19 protein-coding genes and 3 tRNA genes are annotated in these 18,307 nt (G+C 63.3%); 6 read left to right on the plus strand and 16 right to left on the minus strand.

The genetic code is table 11. The features are described from left to right. The 5 genes from GO615_RS02775 (at position 1) to GO615_RS02795 (ending at position 3,404) form a co-directional block, all read left to right on the plus strand. Positions 1 to 318, plus strand: coding sequence for a hypothetical protein (locus tag GO615_RS02775; protein WP_169125525.1), 318 nt, complete (start codon positions 1 to 3; stop codon positions 316 to 318). Positions 319 to 1,012: 694 nt separating this feature from the next. Next, positions 1,013 to 1,594, plus strand: a complete 582-nt coding sequence (locus tag GO615_RS02780; RefSeq protein WP_169125526.1) for a hypothetical protein — start codon at positions 1,013 to 1,015, stop codon at positions 1,592 to 1,594. Next, entirely contained in the window at positions 1,591 to 1,893 is a 303-nt protein-coding gene (locus GO615_RS02785; protein ID WP_169125527.1) for a hypothetical protein, read from the plus strand. Before GO615_RS02780 ends, GO615_RS02785 begins: the two co-directional genes overlap by 4 nt. Positions 1,894 to 2,115: 222 nt before the next feature. Continuing rightward, a complete protein-coding gene (locus GO615_RS02790) occupies positions 2,116 to 2,343 on the plus strand; it encodes a DUF4224 domain-containing protein (protein ID WP_169125528.1) in 228 nt (75 codons plus the stop codon). Further along, the gene (locus GO615_RS02795) at positions 2,340 to 3,404 is read left to right on the plus strand and encodes a tyrosine-type recombinase/integrase (RefSeq protein ID WP_169125529.1); all 1,065 of its coding nucleotides are present in this window, start codon (positions 2,340 to 2,342) and stop codon (positions 3,402 to 3,404) included. The genes GO615_RS02790 and GO615_RS02795 overlap by 4 nt, the downstream gene beginning before the upstream one ends. Before the next feature lie 67 nt (positions 3,405 to 3,471). Here GO615_RS02795 and GO615_RS02800 read toward each other — a convergent pair. From GO615_RS02800 to GO615_RS02810, 3 genes are all read right to left on the minus strand, one after another. Next, positions 3,472 to 3,547: transfer RNA gene (locus GO615_RS02800), tRNA-His, on the minus strand. A gap of 48 nt (positions 3,548 to 3,595) precedes the next feature. Then, positions 3,596 to 3,672: transfer RNA gene (locus GO615_RS02805), tRNA-Arg, on the minus strand. A gap of 32 nt (positions 3,673 to 3,704) precedes the next feature. Further along, positions 3,705 to 3,781: transfer RNA gene (locus GO615_RS02810), tRNA-Pro, on the minus strand. Between the two features lie 171 nt (positions 3,782 to 3,952). Between GO615_RS02810 and dksA the strand changes: the two genes are divergently transcribed. Further along, positions 3,953 to 4,378: an RNA polymerase-binding protein DksA gene (dksA, locus tag GO615_RS02815; RefSeq protein WP_169125530.1), complete on the plus strand. Its 426-nt coding sequence runs from the start codon at positions 3,953 to 3,955 to the stop codon at positions 4,376 to 4,378. 89 nt (positions 4,379 to 4,467) lie between these two features. On the opposite strand, the gene pnp is transcribed toward dksA, so the two are convergent. The 13 genes from pnp to GO615_RS02880 all read right to left on the minus strand — a co-directional run bounded on the left by pnp (position 4,468) and on the right by GO615_RS02880 (position 18,305). Beyond that, positions 4,468 to 6,567 carry a polyribonucleotide nucleotidyltransferase gene (gene pnp, locus GO615_RS02820; protein WP_169125531.1) on the minus strand — a complete coding sequence of 700 codons (2,100 nt, stop codon included), beginning with the start codon at positions 6,565 to 6,567 and terminating at the stop codon, positions 4,468 to 4,470. A 169-nt stretch (positions 6,568 to 6,736) separates the two neighbouring features. Next, complete coding sequence (gene rpsO / locus GO615_RS02825; RefSeq protein ID WP_169125532.1) at positions 6,737 to 7,006, minus strand: 30S ribosomal protein S15; 270 nt, start codon at positions 7,004 to 7,006, stop codon at positions 6,737 to 6,739. Between the two features lie 80 nt (positions 7,007 to 7,086). Beyond that, positions 7,087 to 8,016, minus strand: a complete 930-nt coding sequence (gene truB, locus GO615_RS02830) for a tRNA pseudouridine(55) synthase TruB (RefSeq protein WP_169125533.1) — start codon at positions 8,014 to 8,016, stop codon at positions 7,087 to 7,089. 6 nt (positions 8,017 to 8,022) lie between these two features. Next, positions 8,023 to 8,406, minus strand: coding sequence for a 30S ribosome-binding factor RbfA (rbfA, locus tag GO615_RS02835; RefSeq protein WP_169125534.1), 384 nt, complete (start codon positions 8,404 to 8,406; stop codon positions 8,023 to 8,025). Between the two features lie 3 nt (positions 8,407 to 8,409). Then, on the minus strand, positions 8,410 to 11,244 hold the full coding sequence (infB, locus tag GO615_RS02840; RefSeq protein ID WP_169125535.1) for a translation initiation factor IF-2: 2,835 nt from the start codon (positions 11,242 to 11,244) through the stop codon (positions 8,410 to 8,412). Between the two features lie 17 nt (positions 11,245 to 11,261). Next, positions 11,262 to 12,737 carry a transcription termination factor NusA gene (gene nusA / locus GO615_RS02845; RefSeq protein WP_169125536.1) on the minus strand — a complete coding sequence of 492 codons (1,476 nt, stop codon included), beginning with the start codon at positions 12,735 to 12,737 and terminating at the stop codon, positions 11,262 to 11,264. 24 nt (positions 12,738 to 12,761) lie between these two features. Next, on the minus strand, positions 12,762 to 13,190 hold the full coding sequence (rimP, locus tag GO615_RS02850; RefSeq protein WP_210148113.1) for a ribosome maturation factor RimP: 429 nt from the start codon (positions 13,188 to 13,190) through the stop codon (positions 12,762 to 12,764). A gap of 152 nt (positions 13,191 to 13,342) precedes the next feature. Next, positions 13,343 to 14,230, minus strand: coding sequence for a 23S rRNA pseudouridine(2605) synthase RluB (gene rluB, locus GO615_RS02855; RefSeq protein WP_246262119.1), 888 nt, complete (start codon positions 14,228 to 14,230; stop codon positions 13,343 to 13,345). A gap of 55 nt (positions 14,231 to 14,285) precedes the next feature. Next, entirely contained in the window at positions 14,286 to 14,879 is a 594-nt protein-coding gene (scpB, locus tag GO615_RS02860; RefSeq protein ID WP_169125538.1) for an SMC-Scp complex subunit ScpB, read from the minus strand. Beyond that, positions 14,860 to 15,690: a segregation and condensation protein A gene (locus GO615_RS02865; RefSeq protein ID WP_169125539.1), complete on the minus strand. Its 831-nt coding sequence runs from the start codon at positions 15,688 to 15,690 to the stop codon at positions 14,860 to 14,862. Before GO615_RS02865 ends, scpB begins: the two co-directional genes overlap by 20 nt. A 37-nt stretch (positions 15,691 to 15,727) precedes the next feature. Next, positions 15,728 to 16,930 carry a tryptophan--tRNA ligase gene (locus GO615_RS02870; protein ID WP_169125540.1) on the minus strand — a complete coding sequence of 401 codons (1,203 nt, stop codon included), beginning with the start codon at positions 16,928 to 16,930 and terminating at the stop codon, positions 15,728 to 15,730. Between the two features lie 3 nt (positions 16,931 to 16,933). Further along, positions 16,934 to 17,593 carry a site-2 protease family protein gene (locus GO615_RS02875; protein ID WP_169125541.1) on the minus strand — a complete coding sequence of 220 codons (660 nt, stop codon included), beginning with the start codon at positions 17,591 to 17,593 and terminating at the stop codon, positions 16,934 to 16,936. A 79-nt stretch (positions 17,594 to 17,672) separates the two neighbouring features. Then, on the minus strand, positions 17,673 to 18,305 hold the full coding sequence (locus GO615_RS02880; protein ID WP_169125542.1) for an L-threonylcarbamoyladenylate synthase: 633 nt from the start codon (positions 18,303 to 18,305) through the stop codon (positions 17,673 to 17,675). Positions 18,306 to 18,307 lie beyond the last annotated feature (2 nt).

Here is an 18,307-nt window from a genome sequence, read left to right on the forward strand (position 1 = left end):
ATGAACGTAGTACACATCAACACCCATCCGTCCCGCCTGCGACCGGGCGAGCTGGCGATCCACCGTGAGCACGGATGGGTCGAGATCCTCGAACGCACCGGCCCCCTGCTGCGCATACGATGGATCGACTGCTCACCGGTCGCCCACGAGGACCTCGCCCCCGGCGAGATCGACGGCGAAATCCTCACCGCCTGGGAAGACTGGGTCGGATGCGAAAGCCTCAGGCCGATGCCGAGACCGTCACTGGGGGTCGAATCGGCGGCTCGAATCCCCCTCGACTTGGCAGCCCGACGAACGCCCCGGCGACCCCAGAGATAACGGTGAGTTTGAAGCGCTGCGCGCGCAAATTGCCGGCCGTCGAATACGGTTACGCGTTTCGCACATGACAGGTGCGTCGAAAAGTTCAACCGGGGCGACGCCTACGCCGCCGTGTGCGCGGCGAACAACCCTTTACCGACACAGCCGCCTCGCGCAGAACCGGCACCCACCAATCGACGCATTCTGCACGGCCCTCCTTGACGCGCAGGCGTTTGGAGCCTAGGAATATATTCAACGTCCGGTCAGCCCCTGTAACCGGAACGGCCGTCAGGTCCGGGGCCGCTGTCACCACCGACGCTGTCGAGGCCCCTTCAACCGAGCGCCTCTCGAGAAACCCAAACCATCCTGCAGCCCTTCGGGCCGCCCCTCACATCAAGGCGCACACCTTGAATGAAGGTACCTCCTTGATAGCCTTCCGTCCCGAGTAATGGGCTTGCACTTGCCAAACAGCGACCTGGGCGGTATTTTTTTGTCGTCTCAAACGCGCAACACCGCTCCTTGAGACACGGCGGGGACGCCTCGCTCTTCCGCTTCAAGTGACGCCCTCGCTCATTTCCTTGCTCGTCACTCGGCGCTTCTTGCCGCGCTGACTTCGTCTCGTCTGATTCCCCGCCTTGCGACTGCTGCAATCGCCGTCAGCCGGCCCTGGCATGCATTGACCATTCGGACAACGAACACCAGCAAGGAGAAACCGATGAAACATGAATTCCAGACGGCGCACGCCATGCGCCGAACCGGCGGCCCGGTCGGTGCCGGCCAGGACCTTAGAGGAGACACATCACCGGGCCAGGTAAGCATCGAGGACATCGCCCATGTCCTCGCGTGCACGTGCTGCTTCGCGGGCCGCGCGCGCACCTTCTATTCGGTCGCGCAGCACGACTATCTGGCAAGCACCGTCGTGCCGCCCGATGACGCCCTGGCGGCGCTCCTCCTCCACGCCGGAGATGCGCTCAGGAAACTGCTCGCCGCGTGCCTCGATGCCGAGAGCCAGACGACCGCGGATATTCTCGCCGACCTCGGCGCCCCGCCCTGCCTGCCGCCGTCGGTCAAGTACACGGATCTCGTATTACGAGCCATCGCGCGGCGCGATCTCGACCCACCCCACGACCACGCATGGATCGGTACGACGCAGACGTCGCCCCTGGCCCGGCCGATCCAACCTCTTGCGCCCATCGTTGCGAAGCACCTCTTCATCGATCGCTACTACGAGCTCCACCTTGAGGTGGGCAAGGACCGATTCCGCAGCGTCGCTGCAGGACGGAGGGCCACGAGATGACCGTCTATTTTGATGCCCTGATGCACAACGACTGGCCGATGCTGGGCCGTCCCCTGAAGAGCGGCCACCTGTTCAGCGCCCCGGAGGATCCCGATGAGCGCCACGCGATCACGCAGGCCATCCGCCTGAAGTCGCGTGGTTACGGAGCGACAGCCGCAGGGCGCACTATCGTCTCACACCGGGGAACCGCCTCCAGACGATCACTGCCGGCGCCGTCCCTGCCCGTCGGAACCTCGCGGTGCGGACTTGACGAGCCCAGTAGCCAAGCGGACGACTGGAGGGTCAGCGATGAACGATGAACACTCGCTGACCAATCGATCCCACGGCCCAGGGTCTCAACTCGTGCTGCAGTCCCCCTCAATGGATTGCGGCCGGTCTGCGAGACCAAACAATCCAACGGGCATCGAGTCAGCCCCGCAGTCACCCCCACTCATCCCGCGCCTCTCGCCCGCTTCCAAGAGATCGCACCTAAGCGCGGAGGTGGTGCCGCGGCTTCTGTGGCCACGCATAGCGAGCGCCGAATGATGCGGACGTCGACCTTTCTCAGTCCAGATGAGATCGCGGACTTGACTGACACGCCGGTCAAGGCACTGCAGTGCCACTGGCTCGACCAGAAGGGCTGGACTTACACTCAGTCTCGCATGGGCAACCCCAAAGTTCTTCGTTCCTACGCAGAACAGAAGTTGGGGCTTGCATCGGCTCAGCCCGGCGACAGCGAGCCAGATTTCACCGCCTGGACGACAGCATGATCGGACGCAGGAAGACCGGCCTTCACCTTGGCATGAGCCGTCTCTACGAGTACCGCGGGAAGCGGGTAACGACCTACTTCACGGTCACACCCGACAACCGGCGGATTAATCTCGGCCACGATCTGAAGGACGCGAGGCGTAAACTTCTCGAACTGGACAGTGAACCGAACCAAGCCGGCACTGTGTCCGATCTGCTCGATGAGCTGATGAAGGAACGCAATCGACTAAAGGAGCGCGGGAAGCTGTCGCCCGAAACGATTACAAGCAACGAGTTGGAACTCATCCCACTGAAAAAGGCCTTCGGTAAGATGGCGCCGGAGGCGGTCCGGCCAAAGCACATCTGGGACTATCTACATCTGTATCGTGGGGCAAAGACCCCTATCCGGGCAAACCGCGAGATCGCCCTGCTCTCGCGCATGTTCTCGCGACTCGTCAATGCCGGCGCGCTCGACGTGAATCCCTGCACGGGTGTCGAGCGCAACGAGGAAAGTGAGCGCGACAGGCTCGTTAGCGACGCTGAATTCGACGCCTTTCTTACCTTCTGTAGAGCAAATGGCCATCTCCCCGCCGACAGCCCGATGAAAACCTTGAGCGACGCGGGAAAGCGTCTCGCCCTCGCCGCCACCGTTGCCTACCTGTCCGGCAAGGCCCAAGGTCAGGTCCTACGAATAAGCCGCACGCAGCTCAAGGACGATGGAATCGAATTTGCCGGTCGCAAGCGGGGCGCCCGTACGCTGGTGCAGTGGACAGCGGCCCTGCGTGCAGCCGTCGAGGAATGCCTTACGTTGCCGACGAAGGTGAAGAGCACGTACCTGATCTGTAACTCGGACGGTCAACCCTACACATCAAGTGGCTTCAAGGCGATGTGGCAACGAGCTATGAACGCATGGGTCGAGAAGGGTAACGAACGCTTCACCTTCCACGATCTGCGCGCCAAGGCTGTCACTGACACCACCGAAGCCGGCCGCAAAGCGAGCGACCTGACGGGCCACCGAACGGAGGCAGTGGTGAGCAAGGTCTATGACAGAAGGCGTATAAGAAAAGCGCCGGCGGTCCGCTGATCTTACAAACTTCGTAAAAAGCGACACCACCGGCGCCGGGCAATAGCTCGTAAGCTATTGAATTACTTGGGGCGACATACCGGGATCGAACCGGTGACACCTGGAGCCACAATCCAGTGCTCTACCGACTGAGCTAATGCCGCCACTTCTCCGACTGCAAGAAAATCCTACAATCAAAAAACCTGTACTTCTGGCCTGCCCGACAGGGATCGAACCTGTAACCCCCGGCTTAGAAGGCCGGTGCTCTATCCAATTGAGCTACGGGCAGTAAATCCATCCCGCGGGCATTTCGGGGTTAGCTGGTCGGGGTGGAGGGATTCGAACCCCCGACATCTTGCTCCCAAAGCAAGCGCGCTACCGGACTGCGCTACACCCCGAGAGCCGCGAATAATACACACTCATTCCCGATGCGTCAAATGCGAGTTGAAGAAAATTTCGTCTCCGCGGAAAAACGTCGAATCGGCCGGGGAACGGCGTCTTTTCTTGCCGGTTCGATCCGTTTCTGATATTAGTTCGCTTCTTTCAATTACCAACCGGAACTCGAAGTCATGCCGGACGATACACTGCAGAAACAGTTCCCGCCGTACGTCCCCGAAAAGGGCGAGGAATACATGAGCGAAAAGCAGCTGGCCCACTTCCGCAGCATGCTGGAATCGGTAAAACGGGAACTGGCTGGCGATATCGAGCGCACCGTTCACACGATGCAGGACGAAGCAACCGCATTCGCCGACCCGAACGATCGCGCGAGCCAGGAGTCCGACATCGCACTTGAACTGCGCAACCGCGACCGCGAGCGCAAACTGATCAAGAAGATCGACGAAGCCATCGGCCGCATCAATGCCGGCGAATACGGCTACTGCGACAGCTGTGGCGTTGAGATCGGCCTCAAGCGGCTGGAAGCACGCCCTACCGCGACGCTGTGCATCGACTGCAAGACGCTGGAAGAAATGCGCGAGCGGCAGGTCGCAAAGTAATCACTGCGCCTCCGCCGCGCCTCGCGCACGGACGGACACAGGATAAAAAAAGGGACGCCGCGGCGTCCCTTTTGTTTGATCCTGCAGAATTACTCCGCGGACTGATCCAGCAGCGCCTTCATGCTCAGGCGGATCTTGCCGCGCTCGTCGGTTTCGAGAACCTTTACACGCACGGCCTGCCCTTCCTTGACGTAGTCGCCGACGTTGTTGACCCGCTCGTTCGCGATCTGCGACACGTGCAGCAGACCGTCACGCCCCGGCATGATGTTCACGATCGCGCCAAAATCGAGCAGACGGATGACCGTGCCGTTGTACACCTTGCCGACTTCGACCTCGGCCGTGATGGCGTCGATCTTTTCCTTCGCGAGCTGGGCACCCTCGGCGCTGACGGAAGAAATCGTCACGCTGCCGTCGTCCTCGATCTCGATCACGGTGCCGGTCTCTTCCTGCAGCGCACGGATCACCGCGCCGCCCTTGCCGATCACGTCGCGAATCTTCTCCGGATTGATCTTCAGCGTGATCATGCGCGGAGCAAACTCCGACACCTCGCCGCGATGCGAGGCGAGCGACTGCTTCATGATCCCCAGGATGTGCATGCGGCCTTCGCCCGCCTGCGCGAGGGCGACCTGCATGATTTCCTTGGTGATGCCCTGGATCTTGATGTCCATCTGCAGCGCCGTAACGCCATTCTCGGTACCTGCAACCTTGAAGTCCATGTCGCCGAGATGATCCTCGTCGCCGAGAATGTCGGTCAGGACGGCAAAACGATTGCCTTCCTTGATCAGGCCCATCGCGATACCGGCCACGTGCGCCCTCATCGGCACGCCGGCATCCATCAGTGCGAGCGAACCGCCGCACACCGACGCCATCGAGCTCGAGCCGTTCGACTCGGTGATCTCCGACACGACGCGCACGGTATAGCTGAAGTCTTCGGGTGCCGGCAGCGCCGCGACAAGCGCGCGCTTCGCCAAACGGCCATGGCCGACTTCGCGCCGCTTCGTCACGCCCATGCGGCCGGTTTCACCGGTCGAGAACGGCGGGAAGTTGTAGTGCAGCATGAAGCTCTCGCGGTACTCGCCGGCGATCGCGTCGATGATCTGCTCGTCACGTCCGGTACCCAGCGTCGCAATGACGAGGGCCTGGGTCTCGCCACGGGTAAACAGCGCCGAACCGTGGGTCCGCGGCAGCACGCCGACGCGGATGTCGATCGGGCGCACGGTGCGCGTGTCGCGGCCATCGATGCGCGGCTCGCCCGCGAGGATGCGGCTGCGGACGATGCTTGCCTCGAGCTCGTGGAAAATGTCCTTGAGTTCGTTGCCCGACGGCGCGACCTCGAGCTCGGTGGCGATCGTGGCGATCGCGTTCTTGCGGATCTCGTTAACACGCTCGGTACGAGCCTGCTTGCTCGTGATGCGGAAGGCTTCCTCGAGCTGGGCGCCTGCAAGTTCCTTGACGCGATTGATCAGCGCTTCGTTCTTGGCCGGCGGCTGCCAGTCCCACTCGGGCTTGCCGGCGATCTCGACGAGTTCGTTGATCGCGCGGATCGCTGCCTGCATCTGCTGGTGCCCAAAGACCACGGAACCGAGCATCACTTCTTCGGAGAGCTCCTGCGCCTCGGATTCCACCATCAGCACGGCGGCTTCGGTACCGGCGACGACGAGGTTCAGCTTGCTGGTCTTGAGCTGCTCGACGGTCGGGTTGAGAATGTATTCACCCTCGGCATAACCCACGCGGCATGCGCCGATCGGGCCATTGAACGGCACGCCGGAGATTGCCAGAGCGGCCGATGCGCCGATCATTGCCGGAATGTCCGGATCGATTTCCGGATTCAGCGACAGCACCGTGACGATAACCTGGACTTCGTTGTAGAAGCCATCCGGGAAGAGCGGACGGATCGGACGATCGATCAGGCGGCTGGTCAGCGTTTCCTTCTCGGTCGGACGGCCTTCACGCTTGAAGAAGCCCCCCGGAATGCGGCCGGCCGCATAGAACTTCTCGACATAGTCGACGGTAAGGGGGAAGAAGTCCTGTCCGGGCTTGGCGTCCTTGGCCGCAACGACCGTGGCGAGGACCATGGTGTCGTCCATGTTCACGATGACGGCACCGCCCGCCTGACGAGCAATCTCGCCGGTCTCGATGGTGACGGTATGCGCGCCGTATGCGAATGTCTTTTTGATGGCGGTAGGCAAGTTGAATATCCTTTAGGTGAGTGTATGCAGCAGACTACAACTGCGAAGCTGTCCCGGTCACGCAACCCCGACAGCAAAAACAAAGCCGGTGCGACCCCGCGGGATCCGCACCGGCTTGTTCGCTTACCTTGTCTTTTGCGACGCTGTCAGACGCGACACGGTCGGCGAGTTACTTGCGCAGACCCAGGCGCTCGATGAGGGCGCGATAGCTGTCGGCGTTCTTGCCCTTCAGGTAGTCGAGCAGCTTGCGGCGCTGGCTGACCATCTTGAGCAGGCCGCGGCGCGAGTGGTGATCCTTCGCGTTGGCCTTGAAGTGGCCGGTGAGGCCGTTGATGCGGGCGGTGAGCAGAGCGACCTGCACTTCCGGCGAACCGGTGTCGCCTTTTGCGCGCTGGAAGTCGGTGACGATCTGCGCCTTGGATGCGGTATCGAGAGCCATGTGGGTGTTTACTCTTTTCGTATTCTGCCAATCAGAAGCGTGGGATTATACCCAACGCGCCATGAAAAACTCAATAATTATCAGGACTGCCGTGCTGTCGTACCGGTTGCAACGAGGCGTTTTGGCAACAGGCGGCAGTCATCGCCCAGTTCCCCCAGGCCAAGAAAGCGCCCGTCCCCGTACACCCTGACCAAACCGCGCTCATTGCCGTCACACGCGACCGCACGCCCCTGCAGCAAACCCGCCGCCTGCTCCGCCGAGAGCGCGACAGCAGGCAAGTGCGACACCAGCGCGTCGGCCGGCGCGAGCAGGCGTTCCCGCTCGTCCGCCGGCGCCGCTTCGAGTTCGCCGAGCGTTACCGTACCGTCCCCCGCAGCAAAGGGGCCGATGCGGGTGCGCCGCAACGCCGAGAGATGCGCACCGCAACCAAGAGCTCGCCCGAGATCGATCGCAAGCGTCCGGATATAGGTGCCCTTGCTGCACGCGACGCGGATACGAAAGCTCTCCCTGCCGAACTCAAGCAGTTCCAGCGCATGAATCGTGACGCGACGCGGCGTGAGTTCGATTTCGATGCCGGCACGCGCGTACTCGTACAGCGGTTTCCCGTCGCGCTTGAGCGCCGAATACATCGGCGGTATCTGCTCGATCTCGCCCGCAAAGCGCATGAGCGCAGCACGGATGTCATCCTCGGAGACCGACACCGGAGCTTCACCGATCGGACGCCCTTCGGCGTCCCCGGTATCCGTCTCGATGCCGAGACGGACAGTTGCCTCGTATTCCTTGTCGGCGTCGAGGAGCATCTGCGAGAACTTCGTTGCCTCACCGAAGGTCAGCGGCAACAACCCCGTCGCCATCGGATCGAGCGTCCCGGTATGCCCGGCCTTTGCGGCATTGAGAAGACGGCGGGCCGTCTGTAGCGCCGCGTTCGACGTGATGCCAGACGGCTTGTCGAGCAGCAAGACGCCGTCCAGCACGCGGCGCTGGTGCCTGAATTGCTTCTGTGCTTTCAAGACCGCTCAGTTTTCCGGATCGTCCTTGTGGCGCGCATCATCCTCGCGCACCACCTCGTCGATCAGTTGCGACATGCGGCTTCCGCGCTCGACGGACGGGTCGTAGTGAAAATGCAACTCGGGCAGCGTGTGGATACGCACACGCTTCCCGAGCTCCCTGCGCAGGAAGCCGCTGGCGCGGCGCAGACCGACGAGGATCTCATCGAGCCCCTCCTCGCCCCGCATCGAGGTGAAGAACACCTTCGCGTGGGCGTAGTCGGGCGTGATCTCGACGTCGGTGAGCGTGATGAATCCCACGCGGGGATCCTTCACTTCCAAGCGGATCAATTCGGCCAGTTCGCGGCGGACCTGCTCCGCCACGCGCTGGCTGCGGGAATACTCCTTGGGCATCTCTTAAAGCGTCCGGGCGATTTCCTGGATTTCGAACACTTCGAGCTGGTCGCCTTCCTGGACATCGTTGTAGTTCTTCACCGACAGGCCGCACTCGAAGCCGAATTTGACTTCCTTGACGTCGTCCTTGAAGCGCTTGAGGGACTCGAGCTCGCCCGTATGCACGACCACGTTGTCGCGCAGCACGCGGATCTGCGCGCCACGCTTGACGAGACCCTCGAGCACATAGCAACCGGCGACCGTACCGACCTTCGGCACGCGGAACACCTGACGAACCTCGACCATGCCGATGACGTTCTCGCGCCGCTCCGGCGACAGCAGACCGGACAGCGCCGCCCTGACGTCATCCACGGCGTCGTAGATGATGTTGTAGTAGCGGATATCCACACCGAAAGTCTCGGCGAGCTTGCGTGCACCGGCATCGGCGCGGGTGTTGAAGCCGATGATGACCGCACCCGAAGCCTGCGCCAGGTTGACGTCCGACTCGGAAATCGCACCGACCGCGGAGTGGATCGCGTTGACGCGGACCTCGTCCGTGGACAGTTTGTTGAGCGCCTGCACGAGAGCTTCCTGCGAACCCTGCACGTCCGCCTTGATGATCAGCGGCAGGGACTTCACCTCGCCCTCGGCCATCTGCTCGAACATGCTCTCGAGCTTGGCCGCCTGTTGCTTGGCCAGCTTGACCTCGCGGAACTTGCCCTGACGGAACAGTGCTATTTCGCGCGCCTTCTTCTCGTCGGCGAGAACGATCGCCTCGTCGCCGGCCGACGGGACATCGGAAAGACCGAGGACCTCGACCGGAATGGACGGACCCGCTTCATCGATCGCCTTGCCGTTCTCGTCGAGCATCGCACGGATGCGGCCGAAGGTGGCGCCGACCAGCATGACGTCACCCTTGCGCAGGGTGCCGGACTGGACCAGCAACGACGCGACGGGACCACGCCCCTTGTCGAGGCGCGCCTCGATGATGAGGCCCTTGGCAGGCGTATCGACCGGAGCGGTCAGCTCCAGCACCTCGGCCTGCAGCAGGACGGATTCGAGCAGGCTGTCGATTCCGACACCGGTCTTGGCCGAGACGTTGATGAACATGACGTCGCCGCCGTATTCCTCAGGCACGACGCCTTCAGCGACCAGTTCCTGCTTGACCCGCTCGGGGTTGGCCTCGTGCTTGTCGATCTTGTTGACTGCCACGACGATGGGCACTTCCGCCGCCTTCGCATGGTGGATCGCCTCGCGCGTCTGGGGCATCACACCGTCGTCGGCCGCGACCACCAGAATGACGATGTCGGTGGCCTTCGCGCCGCGGGCGCGCATCGCGGTGAATGCCTCGTGACCCGGGGTATCGAGGAAGGTGAGCATGCCGCGCGGCGTCTCAACGTGATACGCGCCGATGTGCTGCGTGATGCCGCCCGCCTCACCCGAGGCGACTTTGGCGCGCCGGATGTAGTCGAGCAGCGAGGTCTTGCCGTGGTCGACGTGGCCCATGACGGTCACGACTGGCGCACGCGATTCCACCTTGGCGTCGGCCTGGGCTTCGGTGTCCTCAAGGAAGGCATCCGGGTCGTCGAGCTTCGCGGCAAACGCCTTGTGCCCCATTTCCTCGACGAGGATCATTGCGGTTTCCTGATCGAGCACCTGGTTGATGGTGACCATCGACCCCATCTTCATCAGCGCCTTGATCACCTCGGCCGCCTTGACGGCCATCTTGTGAGCAAGATCGGCGACGGTGATGGTTTCGGGCACGTGGATCTCGCGCACCACCGGCTCGGTCGGCATCTGGAAGGCCTTGTGATCATCCTGCTGGCCCCGGCCGCGACCACCGCCACGGGCGCCACGCCACGAACCGGTCGTGGCGCCGACTTCACCGCGGGTCTTCAGGCCACGACGCTTGGCGCTATCGCCGGCTTCGGCGGCACCGCCACGCACACCGCGCTTGGCGTCCTTGCCACCCGCCTTGTCATCGGTCTTGGCGGGACGATGAAGCGTACCGGACGGTGCCTTGGCGGCCTCGCGTGATTCCGGCTTGGCGGCTTCGGCACGTTTCTCGGCTTCGGCACGGACACGCGCCTCTTCTTCGGCGCGGCGGGCATCGGCGGCGGCACGTGCGGCCGCTTCGCGCTCCTGCTTGGCTTTCAGGTCGGCCATCTGGCGCGCACGCAGCTCCTCGTGTCTGCGCGCCTCGCGCTCGCGGGCGGCGCGCTCCTCATCGCTGAGGATGGATACGCGCGGACGCGGCACGGAGGCGGGCACGGCCGAAACGTCTTCGGCGGATTCGGCCACGGCTGGCTGCGCGGACTCCTCCGCAGACTCCTCGGCGGACGCCTCGATGACGGGCTCCGGCTCTGGCTCTGGCTCGGGTTCAGGTTCGGGAGCGGACTCGACGACCGGCTCCGGCTCGACCTCGACGACGGGCGAAACTTCGACGGGAGGCGTCTCGGGGACGGCCTCGGCCACCGGCTCGAGCACCGTTTCAGCCTCGACCGCTGCCAGCGTTTCCTCGAGCGAGGACACGTCGCCGGCGCCGATCTCGCCACCGAGTTCGTCACGCTTGACGAATACGCGCTTCTTGCGCACCTCGACCTGAACGGTACGGGCACGGCCCGACGAGTCGGTCGCGCGGATCTCGGACGTCTGCTTGCGGGTAAGCGTGATCTTGCCCTTGGGCTGGCTATCGCCGTGGGAACGACGCAGGTATTCGAGCAACCGCGCCTTGTCCTGCTCGGTCAGCAACTGGTCGGGGCTGGTCTTCTCAACGCCGGCTTTCTGCAACTGCTCGAGCAGTACCGCTGCCGGCATTCTTAGTTCGCCGGCGAACTGGTTTACGCTCATTTGTTCCATCGATCAGTGCCCTCCCCTCATTCTTCGAACCAGTGCGCGCGCGCGACGGAAATCAGCGCGCTGGCACGTTCTTGTTCGATTCCGGCGATTTCGACGAGCTCATCGACTGCGAGATCGGCGAGATCATCGCGGGTACGCACGCCATGCTCGGCCAGCTTGGCGGCGAGCGGCTTATCCATCCCTTCGAGATTGATCAGATCGTCGGAAACATTTTCCAGCTGCTCTTCGGTCACGATGGCCTCAGTGAGCAGGACGTTGCGCGCACGATTGCGCAGCTCGTTGACCGTCTCTTCATCGAAGGCTTCGATCTCGAGCATTTCGGCGAGCGGCACGTACGCAATTTCTTCGAGCGAAGAAAAACCTTCGTCGATCAGGATGTCGGCGAGTTCCTCGTCGACGTCGAGCTTGTCCATGAACAACTGGCGCAGGCTCTGGCGCTCCTGGCCGGACTTTTGCGCGGACTCTTCTTCGCTCATCAGGTTGATGGTCCAGCCGGTCAGCTCGGAGGCGAGCTTCACGTTCTGACCGTTGCGACCGATCGCGATCGCGAGGTTGTTGTCGTCGACGACGACATCCATGCTGTGCTTTTCCTCATCGACCACGATGGACACGACCTCGGCGGGCTGCAGCGCGGAGATGACGAACTGCGCGGGATCCGGCGACCACACGATGATGTCGATCTGCTCGCCGGCGATCTCGTTGCGCACCGCGGTCACGCGCGAACCGCGCAGACCGACGCAGGTGCCGATCGGATCGATGCGTGCATCGTTCGACTGCACGGCGATCTTCGCACGCAGGCCGGGGTCGCGGGCGCAGGCCTTGATTGCAAGGAGGCCGTCCTCGATCTCGGGGACTTCAAGCTCGAACAGCTTGCCAAGGAAGTCCGGCGCCGTGCGCGAGAGGATCAACTGGGGACCGCGTGCACCGCGATCGATGCGCAGCAGGAAGGCCTTCACCCGATCGCCGACGCGCAGGTTCTCGCGCGGGATCATCTGATCGCGCGGAATCATGGCCTCGAGACGCCCGACCTCGATGATCGCGTTGCCGCGCTCCATGCGCTTGATCGAGCCCGAAACGAGGTGTTCCTTGCGATCGAGGAAGTCGTTGAGCACCTGTTCGCGCTCGGCATCGCGGATGCGCTGCAGGATCACCTGCTTGGCGGCCTGGGCGCCGATGCGGCCGAAGTCGATCGGCTCGAGCGGCTCCTCGATGTAGTCGCCGACCTGGATGCCGGGCTTCACGTCGCGAGCATCGATGATGCCCATCTCGGCCTCGTCGTTGACGACCTCCTCGTCGGGCAGCACCACCCAGCGGCGGAAGGACTCGTAGTCGCCCGTCTCGCGGTCGATCGTCACGCGCACGTCGGCTTCGTCATTGATACGCTTTTTCGTCGCAGAGGCAAGCGCCGTTTCCAGGGCACCGAAGACGATATCCTTGGCCACATTCTTTTCGCGCGCCAGCGCATCGACAAGCAGCAAAATTTCGCGGCTCATTAATCAAAATCTCCACACACGAATTCAAAATCTGGGCACGAGACGCGCCTTCTCGACCTCGTCGAAGGGAAGGGCCACATCGCCCTTTCCGGTACTCAGATGCACCACGCCTTCGGCAAAGCCAGTGAGCACGCCGGCAAAATTCCGTTGATTGCCGATCGGCATGCGCAGGCGAACCTGCACCTCGCTACCGACAAAGCGCTCGAAATCGGCGGCCTTCTTGAGCGGCCGATCCAGCCCGGGCGAGGAAACCTCGAGTCGATCGTAGTCCACGTTTTCGACCTCAAAAACGCGCGTCAGCTGATTGCTGACCGTCGCGCAATCATCGACATTCACACCACGCTCGATGTCGATGAACACGCGCATCAACCGCCCCTTCGGGGAAGTCTCGAAATCCACCAGTTCGAAACCCAGGCCGGTGACCACCTGTTCGACCAGACGCTCGACGTCCATTTCCACGCCCACAAATAAAAAATGGGCGTAACGCCCATCTTTGTTGATTCCATCCACAAAACGATACCAACTCGGAAGCCAGTATCAAAGCTTTGCGATTATAACAGCCCCATTGAAAACAGGCAATTGCAAAGCCGGCGGGACCCGCGCGCTCATGCCCGTCCGCGCGGCGTGGTGCGATGCAAGCGGACCTGGCGTTCCTTTTCTGCGGTGCGCGCCGAAACCTGGCGCTGCGGCCGTGGAACGCCGGCGAGCTTGCACACTTCTTCCTCGGGCATCTCCATCCACATGCCGCGCTTGAGGCGCGAGGACAGCGTCACCGGGCCGTAACGCACGCGCATCAGGCGGCTGACCGTCAGCCCGACGGCCTCGAACATGCGGCGCACCTCGCGATTACGCCCCTCGGACAAGGTGACCTTGTACCAATGGTTGGCCCCCTCCCCGCCCTGATCGGTGAGGTTCGTGAAGCGCGCAAGCCCGTCCTCGAGCTGAATGCCCGTTTTCAGCGATTCGATCTGCTCGTCGGTGAGTTCGCCGAGCAGGCGCACCGCATATTCGCGCTCCAGTTCGTAGCGCGGGTGCATCAGCTGGTTGGCGAGGGCGCCGTCGTTGGTGAACAGCAGCAGGCCCGAGGTGTTGAAGTCAAGCCGACCGACCGCGATCCAGCGCCCCTTACGCAACAGCGGCAGACGCTCGAAGACGGTGGGCCGCCCTTCCGGATCCTCGCGCGAGACGATTTCGCCTTCGGGCTTGTGGTAGATCAGCACGCGCGGGGCGCGCGCCGAAAATCTTACCGAAAGGAGCTTGCCGTTGAGCTTGACGCGATCGCCGGGGCCGATCTTCTGCCCCAGCTCGGCGGGTTCGCCATTGACGGTGATGCGCCCGGCGACGACCCATTCCTCGATCTCGCGCCGCGAACCGATTCCGAGTCGGGCCAGGACTTTCTGCAGCCGCTCCGGTTCATGCTCTTCCTGCGGCGCGGCGCGACCGACGGCCGACCCGCGCCGCAGGGGCAGTTCGCGCCCCGTCTCCGCAGGCATGTCAATGCGACCGGGCCGAGGGGCTTCATGCGCGCGCTGCGGCCCCGCCGCAGGCTCAGCTTTCTTCTTCGTTGGCGGCCGGAGCGGCCGATTCGATTTCTTTGGTGTCGACAAGATCCATGATCCTTTCAATTTCGGTTAGCGCGGGCAATTCGGTGAGGCTGCGCAGGCCCAGGTCGTCGAGAAACCGCCGCGTCGTCGCGAACAGGGCCGGACGCCCAGGCGTATCGCGATGCCCGACGATGTCTACCCACCCACGCGACTCCAGCGTCTTCAACACGTTGGGAGACACTGCAACCCCGCGGATGTCCTCGATGTCGCCGCGCGTGACAGGCTGACGATAGGCGATGATCGCCAGCGTTTCCAGTACGGCGCGCGAATACTTCGGTGGCTTTTCTTCCTTCAGCCGATCGAGGAAAACCTGATACTCCGGTCGCGTCTGGAAACGCCAGCCGGAGGCGATCTGCACGAGCTCGACGCCCCGCCCGGTCCAGTCGGTACGCAGCTCGTCGAGCAGACGCCGGACGAGATCGGCCCCGGGGTCTGGATCGAAAAGTCGCCGGACATCGGCGACCTGCAGCGGCGCAGTTGCTGCCAGCAGGGCCGTCTCGATCACGCGCTTGAAGTCTTCAGGCGTCGTTGGCTGCATCGGCAAGCTTCACGTAGATCGGCGCGAAGGGCTCGTTCTGCGCGACGTGGACGAGTTTTTCCTTCACGAGTTCGAGCACCGCGAGAAAACTCACGACCAGGCTCGCCGGACCGCGCGCAGATTCGAACAGGGTATCGAAGACGACGAAGCCTCCGTCAGCCAGCTTGCGCAGGATCGTCGTCATGTGCTCGCGCACCGACAGCTCGTCGCGCTTCACCTGGTGATGCTGCGTCAGCCGGGCCTTCCTCATGATCTTGAGCCAGGCGAACTGCAGGTCGTGCAGACTGACCTCGGGCAGGCGCTCGACGACCTTCTCGGCGACGAAGATGCCGACCCATTCCTGGTCGCGCTCGATCCGCGGCATGGCGTCGAGCCGCGCCGCCGCCATCTTCATCTGCTCGTATTCGAGCAGCCTGCGCACCAGTTCGGCGCGCGGGTCGAGCGATTCGTCCTCGCTCTCGCGCGGCGGACGCGGCAGCAGCATGCGCGACTTGATCTCCAGCAGCGTCGCGGCCATGAGCAGGTAGTCGGCCGCCAGTTCGAGGTTGTGGCGGCGCATTGCCTCGACATAGACGAGGTACTGCTCGGTGAGCGGCGCCATCGGGATGTCGAGGATGTTGAGGTTGGCCTTGCGGATCAGGTAGAGCAGCAGGTCGAGCGGCCCCTCGAAGGCGTCGAGGAAGATTTCGAGCGCGTCGGGCGGGATGTAGAGGTCCTTGGGCAGCTCGAGCAGCGGCTCGCCGTACAGGCGAGCGAAGACCTCGACCGGGACGGGCGTCTCGGCCGGAGCCAGTGCAAGCGGCATGTTCATGCCACACTCATCCTGCAAGCCACCGTCTGCCAGTGCGTCAGCGGTACGAGAGGCCCATCGCCTCGCGCACGTCGCGCATCGTCTCTTCGGCGAGCACGGCGGCGCGTTCGCAGCCGTCGGCGACAATGCGCCGCATCAGGGCGGGGTCGTCGAGATAGCGTTGGGCCCGCTCGTGCATGACGACCTGTTCCTTGAGGACGCCGTCGATGACCGGCTGCTTGCACTCGATGCAACCGATGCCGGCACTTCGGCAGCCCTGCTGCACCCAGCTGCGCGTGTCGGCGTCGGAGTAGATGGCATGGAACTGCCACACCGGACACTTTTCCGGGTCGCCCGGGTCGGTGCGGCGCACGCGGGCCGGGTCGGTCTGCATGGTGCGGATCTTCTTCGTGACCGTGGCCGGATCTTCGCGCAGGAAGATGGTGTTGCCATAGCTCTTCGACATCTTCTGGCCGTCCAGGCCGGGCATCCGCGCGGCCTCGGTGAGGAGCGCACCCGGCTCGACGAGGATCATCTTGCCGCTGCCTTCGAGGTAGCCGTGCAGGCGCTCGAGATCCACATGGCTGACGCTTCCCGCATCGCGCAGGATGAGCCGCGCCTGCTCGAGCGCTTCGGTTTCGCCTTCCTGCTGGAAGCGTTTGCGCAGTTCCTCGAACAGTTTGCCGGTCTTGCCGCCCAGCTTCTTGACCGCTTCCTTCGCCTTGTCCTCGAAACCGGGCTCCCGCCCGAAGAGATGGTTGAAGCGACGGGCGATCTCGCGCGTGAATTCGATGTGAGGCACCTGGTCCTCGCCGACGGGTACCTTGTCGGCACGATACAGGAGGATGTCAGCCGACATCAGCAGCGGATAGCCGAGGAAGCCGTAAGTGGCGAGGTCCTTGTGGGCGAGCTTTTCCTGCTGGTCCTTGTAGGTCGGGACGCGCTCGAGCCAGCCCACCGGCGAGATCATCGACAGCAGCAAGTGCAGTTCGGCGTGCTGGGGCACCTTGGACTGGATGAAGATGGTGGCCTTCTCGGGATCGACACCGGCCGCGAGCCAGTCGACGAGCATGTCCCACACGCTGTCGGTGATGACTTCGGGATTGTCGTAGACCGTGGTCAGCGCATGCCAGTCGGCGACGAAGAACAGGCAGGGGTATTCCTCCTGCAGCTTGACCCAGTTCTTGAGCACGCCGTGGTAGTGGCCGAGATGAAGTCGCCCGGTCGGGCGCATGCCAGAGAGAACGCGTTCTGCGTACATGATTTAAAACCCGAAAAGCGTCGCGAGAAGGATCTGGAAGAGTGCGATCAGCGGCCACAGGATGTGGCCGAGGATGCCGGTGAAAAGGAGTACGAGAAGAATCGGGAAGCCGTAGGGCTCGATACGCGCGAATTTCCACGCCAGCCGGTGCGGCAGCAAGCTGACGACAATGCGACCGCCGTCGAGCGGCGGAATCGGCAGGAGATTGAGCAGCATCAGCACCGAATTGATCTGGATGCCGGCCATGCCCATCTCGCGCATCGGTTCCGCGTACATGCCGTGCGGATCGGACATGCCGAACTTCAGCAGCAGCGCCCAAGCGAGCGCCATCAGGAAATTCATGAACGGCCCTGCCGCCGCGACCCAGAGCATGTCGGCCTTGGGCCGGCGCAGGCGGTTGAAGTTGACGGGCACGGGCTTCGCCCAGCCGAACAGCATTCCTCCGCTCCCCAGCAGCGAACTGAGCGCGAGGATGGCGCCCGGCACGATCACGGTTCCAACCGGATCGATGTGCTTGAAGGGATTGAGGGTGATGCGCCCCTCCTGCTCCGCCGTGGGATCGCCGAAATGCCGCGCCACATAGCCGTGCGCAGCCTCGTGCAGCGTGATGGCAAGCAGCACCGGCAAGGCCCAGATGGCAAGGGTGGCGATCAGCGATTCCATGAAGTCAGGGGGGCAAAACGCCGCATTCTAGCAGAGCGGGGAAATCCCCCACGTCCGCACGCGCCCTCCTCCGGCACTTTCAGTCGTTTTCCAGGCCGAATGGCGCCAGATCGCCGCGGCCGGCGCGTACCAGCACCGGGGCGCCCGACGTGAGGTCGATCACGGTGGTCGCCTCGGGACCACAGTAGCCGGCCTCGATGACGAGTTCGACCTGCTTCTCGAGACGTTCGCGGATCTCCTCGGGGTCCGTCAGCGGGAAATCGTCGTCGGGCAGGAGTAGCGTGGAGGTGAGGATGGGCTCGTCCAACTCCTGCAACAGCGCCGCCACCACGGGATGCTCGGGAACGCGCAGGCCGATGGTCTTGCGCTTGGGATGCAGCACGCGCCGGGGCAGTTCCTTCGTGCCCTCGAGAATGAAGGTGTACGGGCCCGGCGTGACCGCCTTCAGCAGACGATACTGGGCATTGTCGACCCGGGCGTATTTTGCGATCTCCGAGAGGTCTCGGCACATCAGGGTGAAGTGGTGGCGCTCGTCCACCCCGCGCAGCCGGCGGATCCGCTGCAGGAGATCGGCATCGCCGGTGATGCCGCCGAGTGCGTAGGCCGAGTCGGTGGGGAAAGCGACCAGCCCGCCGGCGCGCATGATCTCGGCTGCCTGGCGGATCAGCCGCGGCTGGGGAAACTCAGGATGAAGCGAAAAGAACTGGGCCATGA

The organism is Aromatoleum evansii, assembly GCF_012910805.1.
Lineage (GTDB): Bacteria > Pseudomonadota > Gammaproteobacteria > Burkholderiales > Rhodocyclaceae > Aromatoleum > Aromatoleum evansii.

Excerpts from the sequence above, each read along its gene's own strand:
- GO615_RS02775 (WP_169125525.1), top strand. The coding sequence starts at position 1 with ATGAACGTAGTACACATCAACACCCATCCGTCCCGCCTGCGACCGGGC.
- GO615_RS02780 (WP_169125526.1), top strand. The coding sequence starts at position 1,013 with ATGAAACATGAATTCCAGACGGCGCACGCCATGCGCCGAACCGGCGGC.
- GO615_RS02785 (WP_169125527.1), top strand. The coding sequence starts at position 1,591 with ATGACCGTCTATTTTGATGCCCTGATGCACAACGACTGGCCGATGCTG.
- GO615_RS02790 (WP_169125528.1), top strand. The coding sequence starts at position 2,116 with ATGATGCGGACGTCGACCTTTCTCAGTCCAGATGAGATCGCGGACTTG.
- GO615_RS02795 (WP_169125529.1), top strand. The coding sequence starts at position 2,340 with ATGATCGGACGCAGGAAGACCGGCCTTCACCTTGGCATGAGCCGTCTC.
- dksA (WP_169125530.1), top strand. The coding sequence starts at position 3,953 with ATGCCGGACGATACACTGCAGAAACAGTTCCCGCCGTACGTCCCCGAA.
- rpsO (WP_169125532.1), bottom strand. The coding sequence starts at position 7,006 with ATGGCTCTCGATACCGCATCCAAGGCGCAGATCGTCACCGACTTCCAG.
- rbfA (WP_169125534.1), bottom strand. The coding sequence starts at position 8,406 with ATGCCCAAGGAGTATTCCCGCAGCCAGCGCGTGGCGGAGCAGGTCCGC.
- infB (WP_169125535.1), bottom strand. The coding sequence starts at position 11,244 with ATGGAACAAATGAGCGTAAACCAGTTCGCCGGCGAACTAAGAATGCCG.
- nusA (WP_169125536.1), bottom strand. The coding sequence starts at position 12,737 with ATGAGCCGCGAAATTTTGCTGCTTGTCGATGCGCTGGCGCGCGAAAAG.
- rimP (WP_210148113.1), bottom strand. The coding sequence starts at position 13,190 with ATGGACGTCGAGCGTCTGGTCGAACAGGTGGTCACCGGCCTGGGTTTC.
- rluB (WP_246262119.1), bottom strand. The coding sequence starts at position 14,230 with ATGCCTGCGGAGACGGGGCGCGAACTGCCCCTGCGGCGCGGGTCGGCC.
- scpB (WP_169125538.1), bottom strand. The coding sequence starts at position 14,879 with ATGCAGCCAACGACGCCTGAAGACTTCAAGCGCGTGATCGAGACGGCC.
- GO615_RS02865 (WP_169125539.1), bottom strand. The coding sequence starts at position 15,690 with ATGAACATGCCGCTTGCACTGGCTCCGGCCGAGACGCCCGTCCCGGTC.
- GO615_RS02870 (WP_169125540.1), bottom strand. The coding sequence starts at position 16,930 with ATGTACGCAGAACGCGTTCTCTCTGGCATGCGCCCGACCGGGCGACTT.
- GO615_RS02875 (WP_169125541.1), bottom strand. The coding sequence starts at position 17,593 with ATGGAATCGCTGATCGCCACCCTTGCCATCTGGGCCTTGCCGGTGCTG.
- GO615_RS02880 (WP_169125542.1), bottom strand. The coding sequence starts at position 18,305 with ATGGCCCAGTTCTTTTCGCTTCATCCTGAGTTTCCCCAGCCGCGGCTG.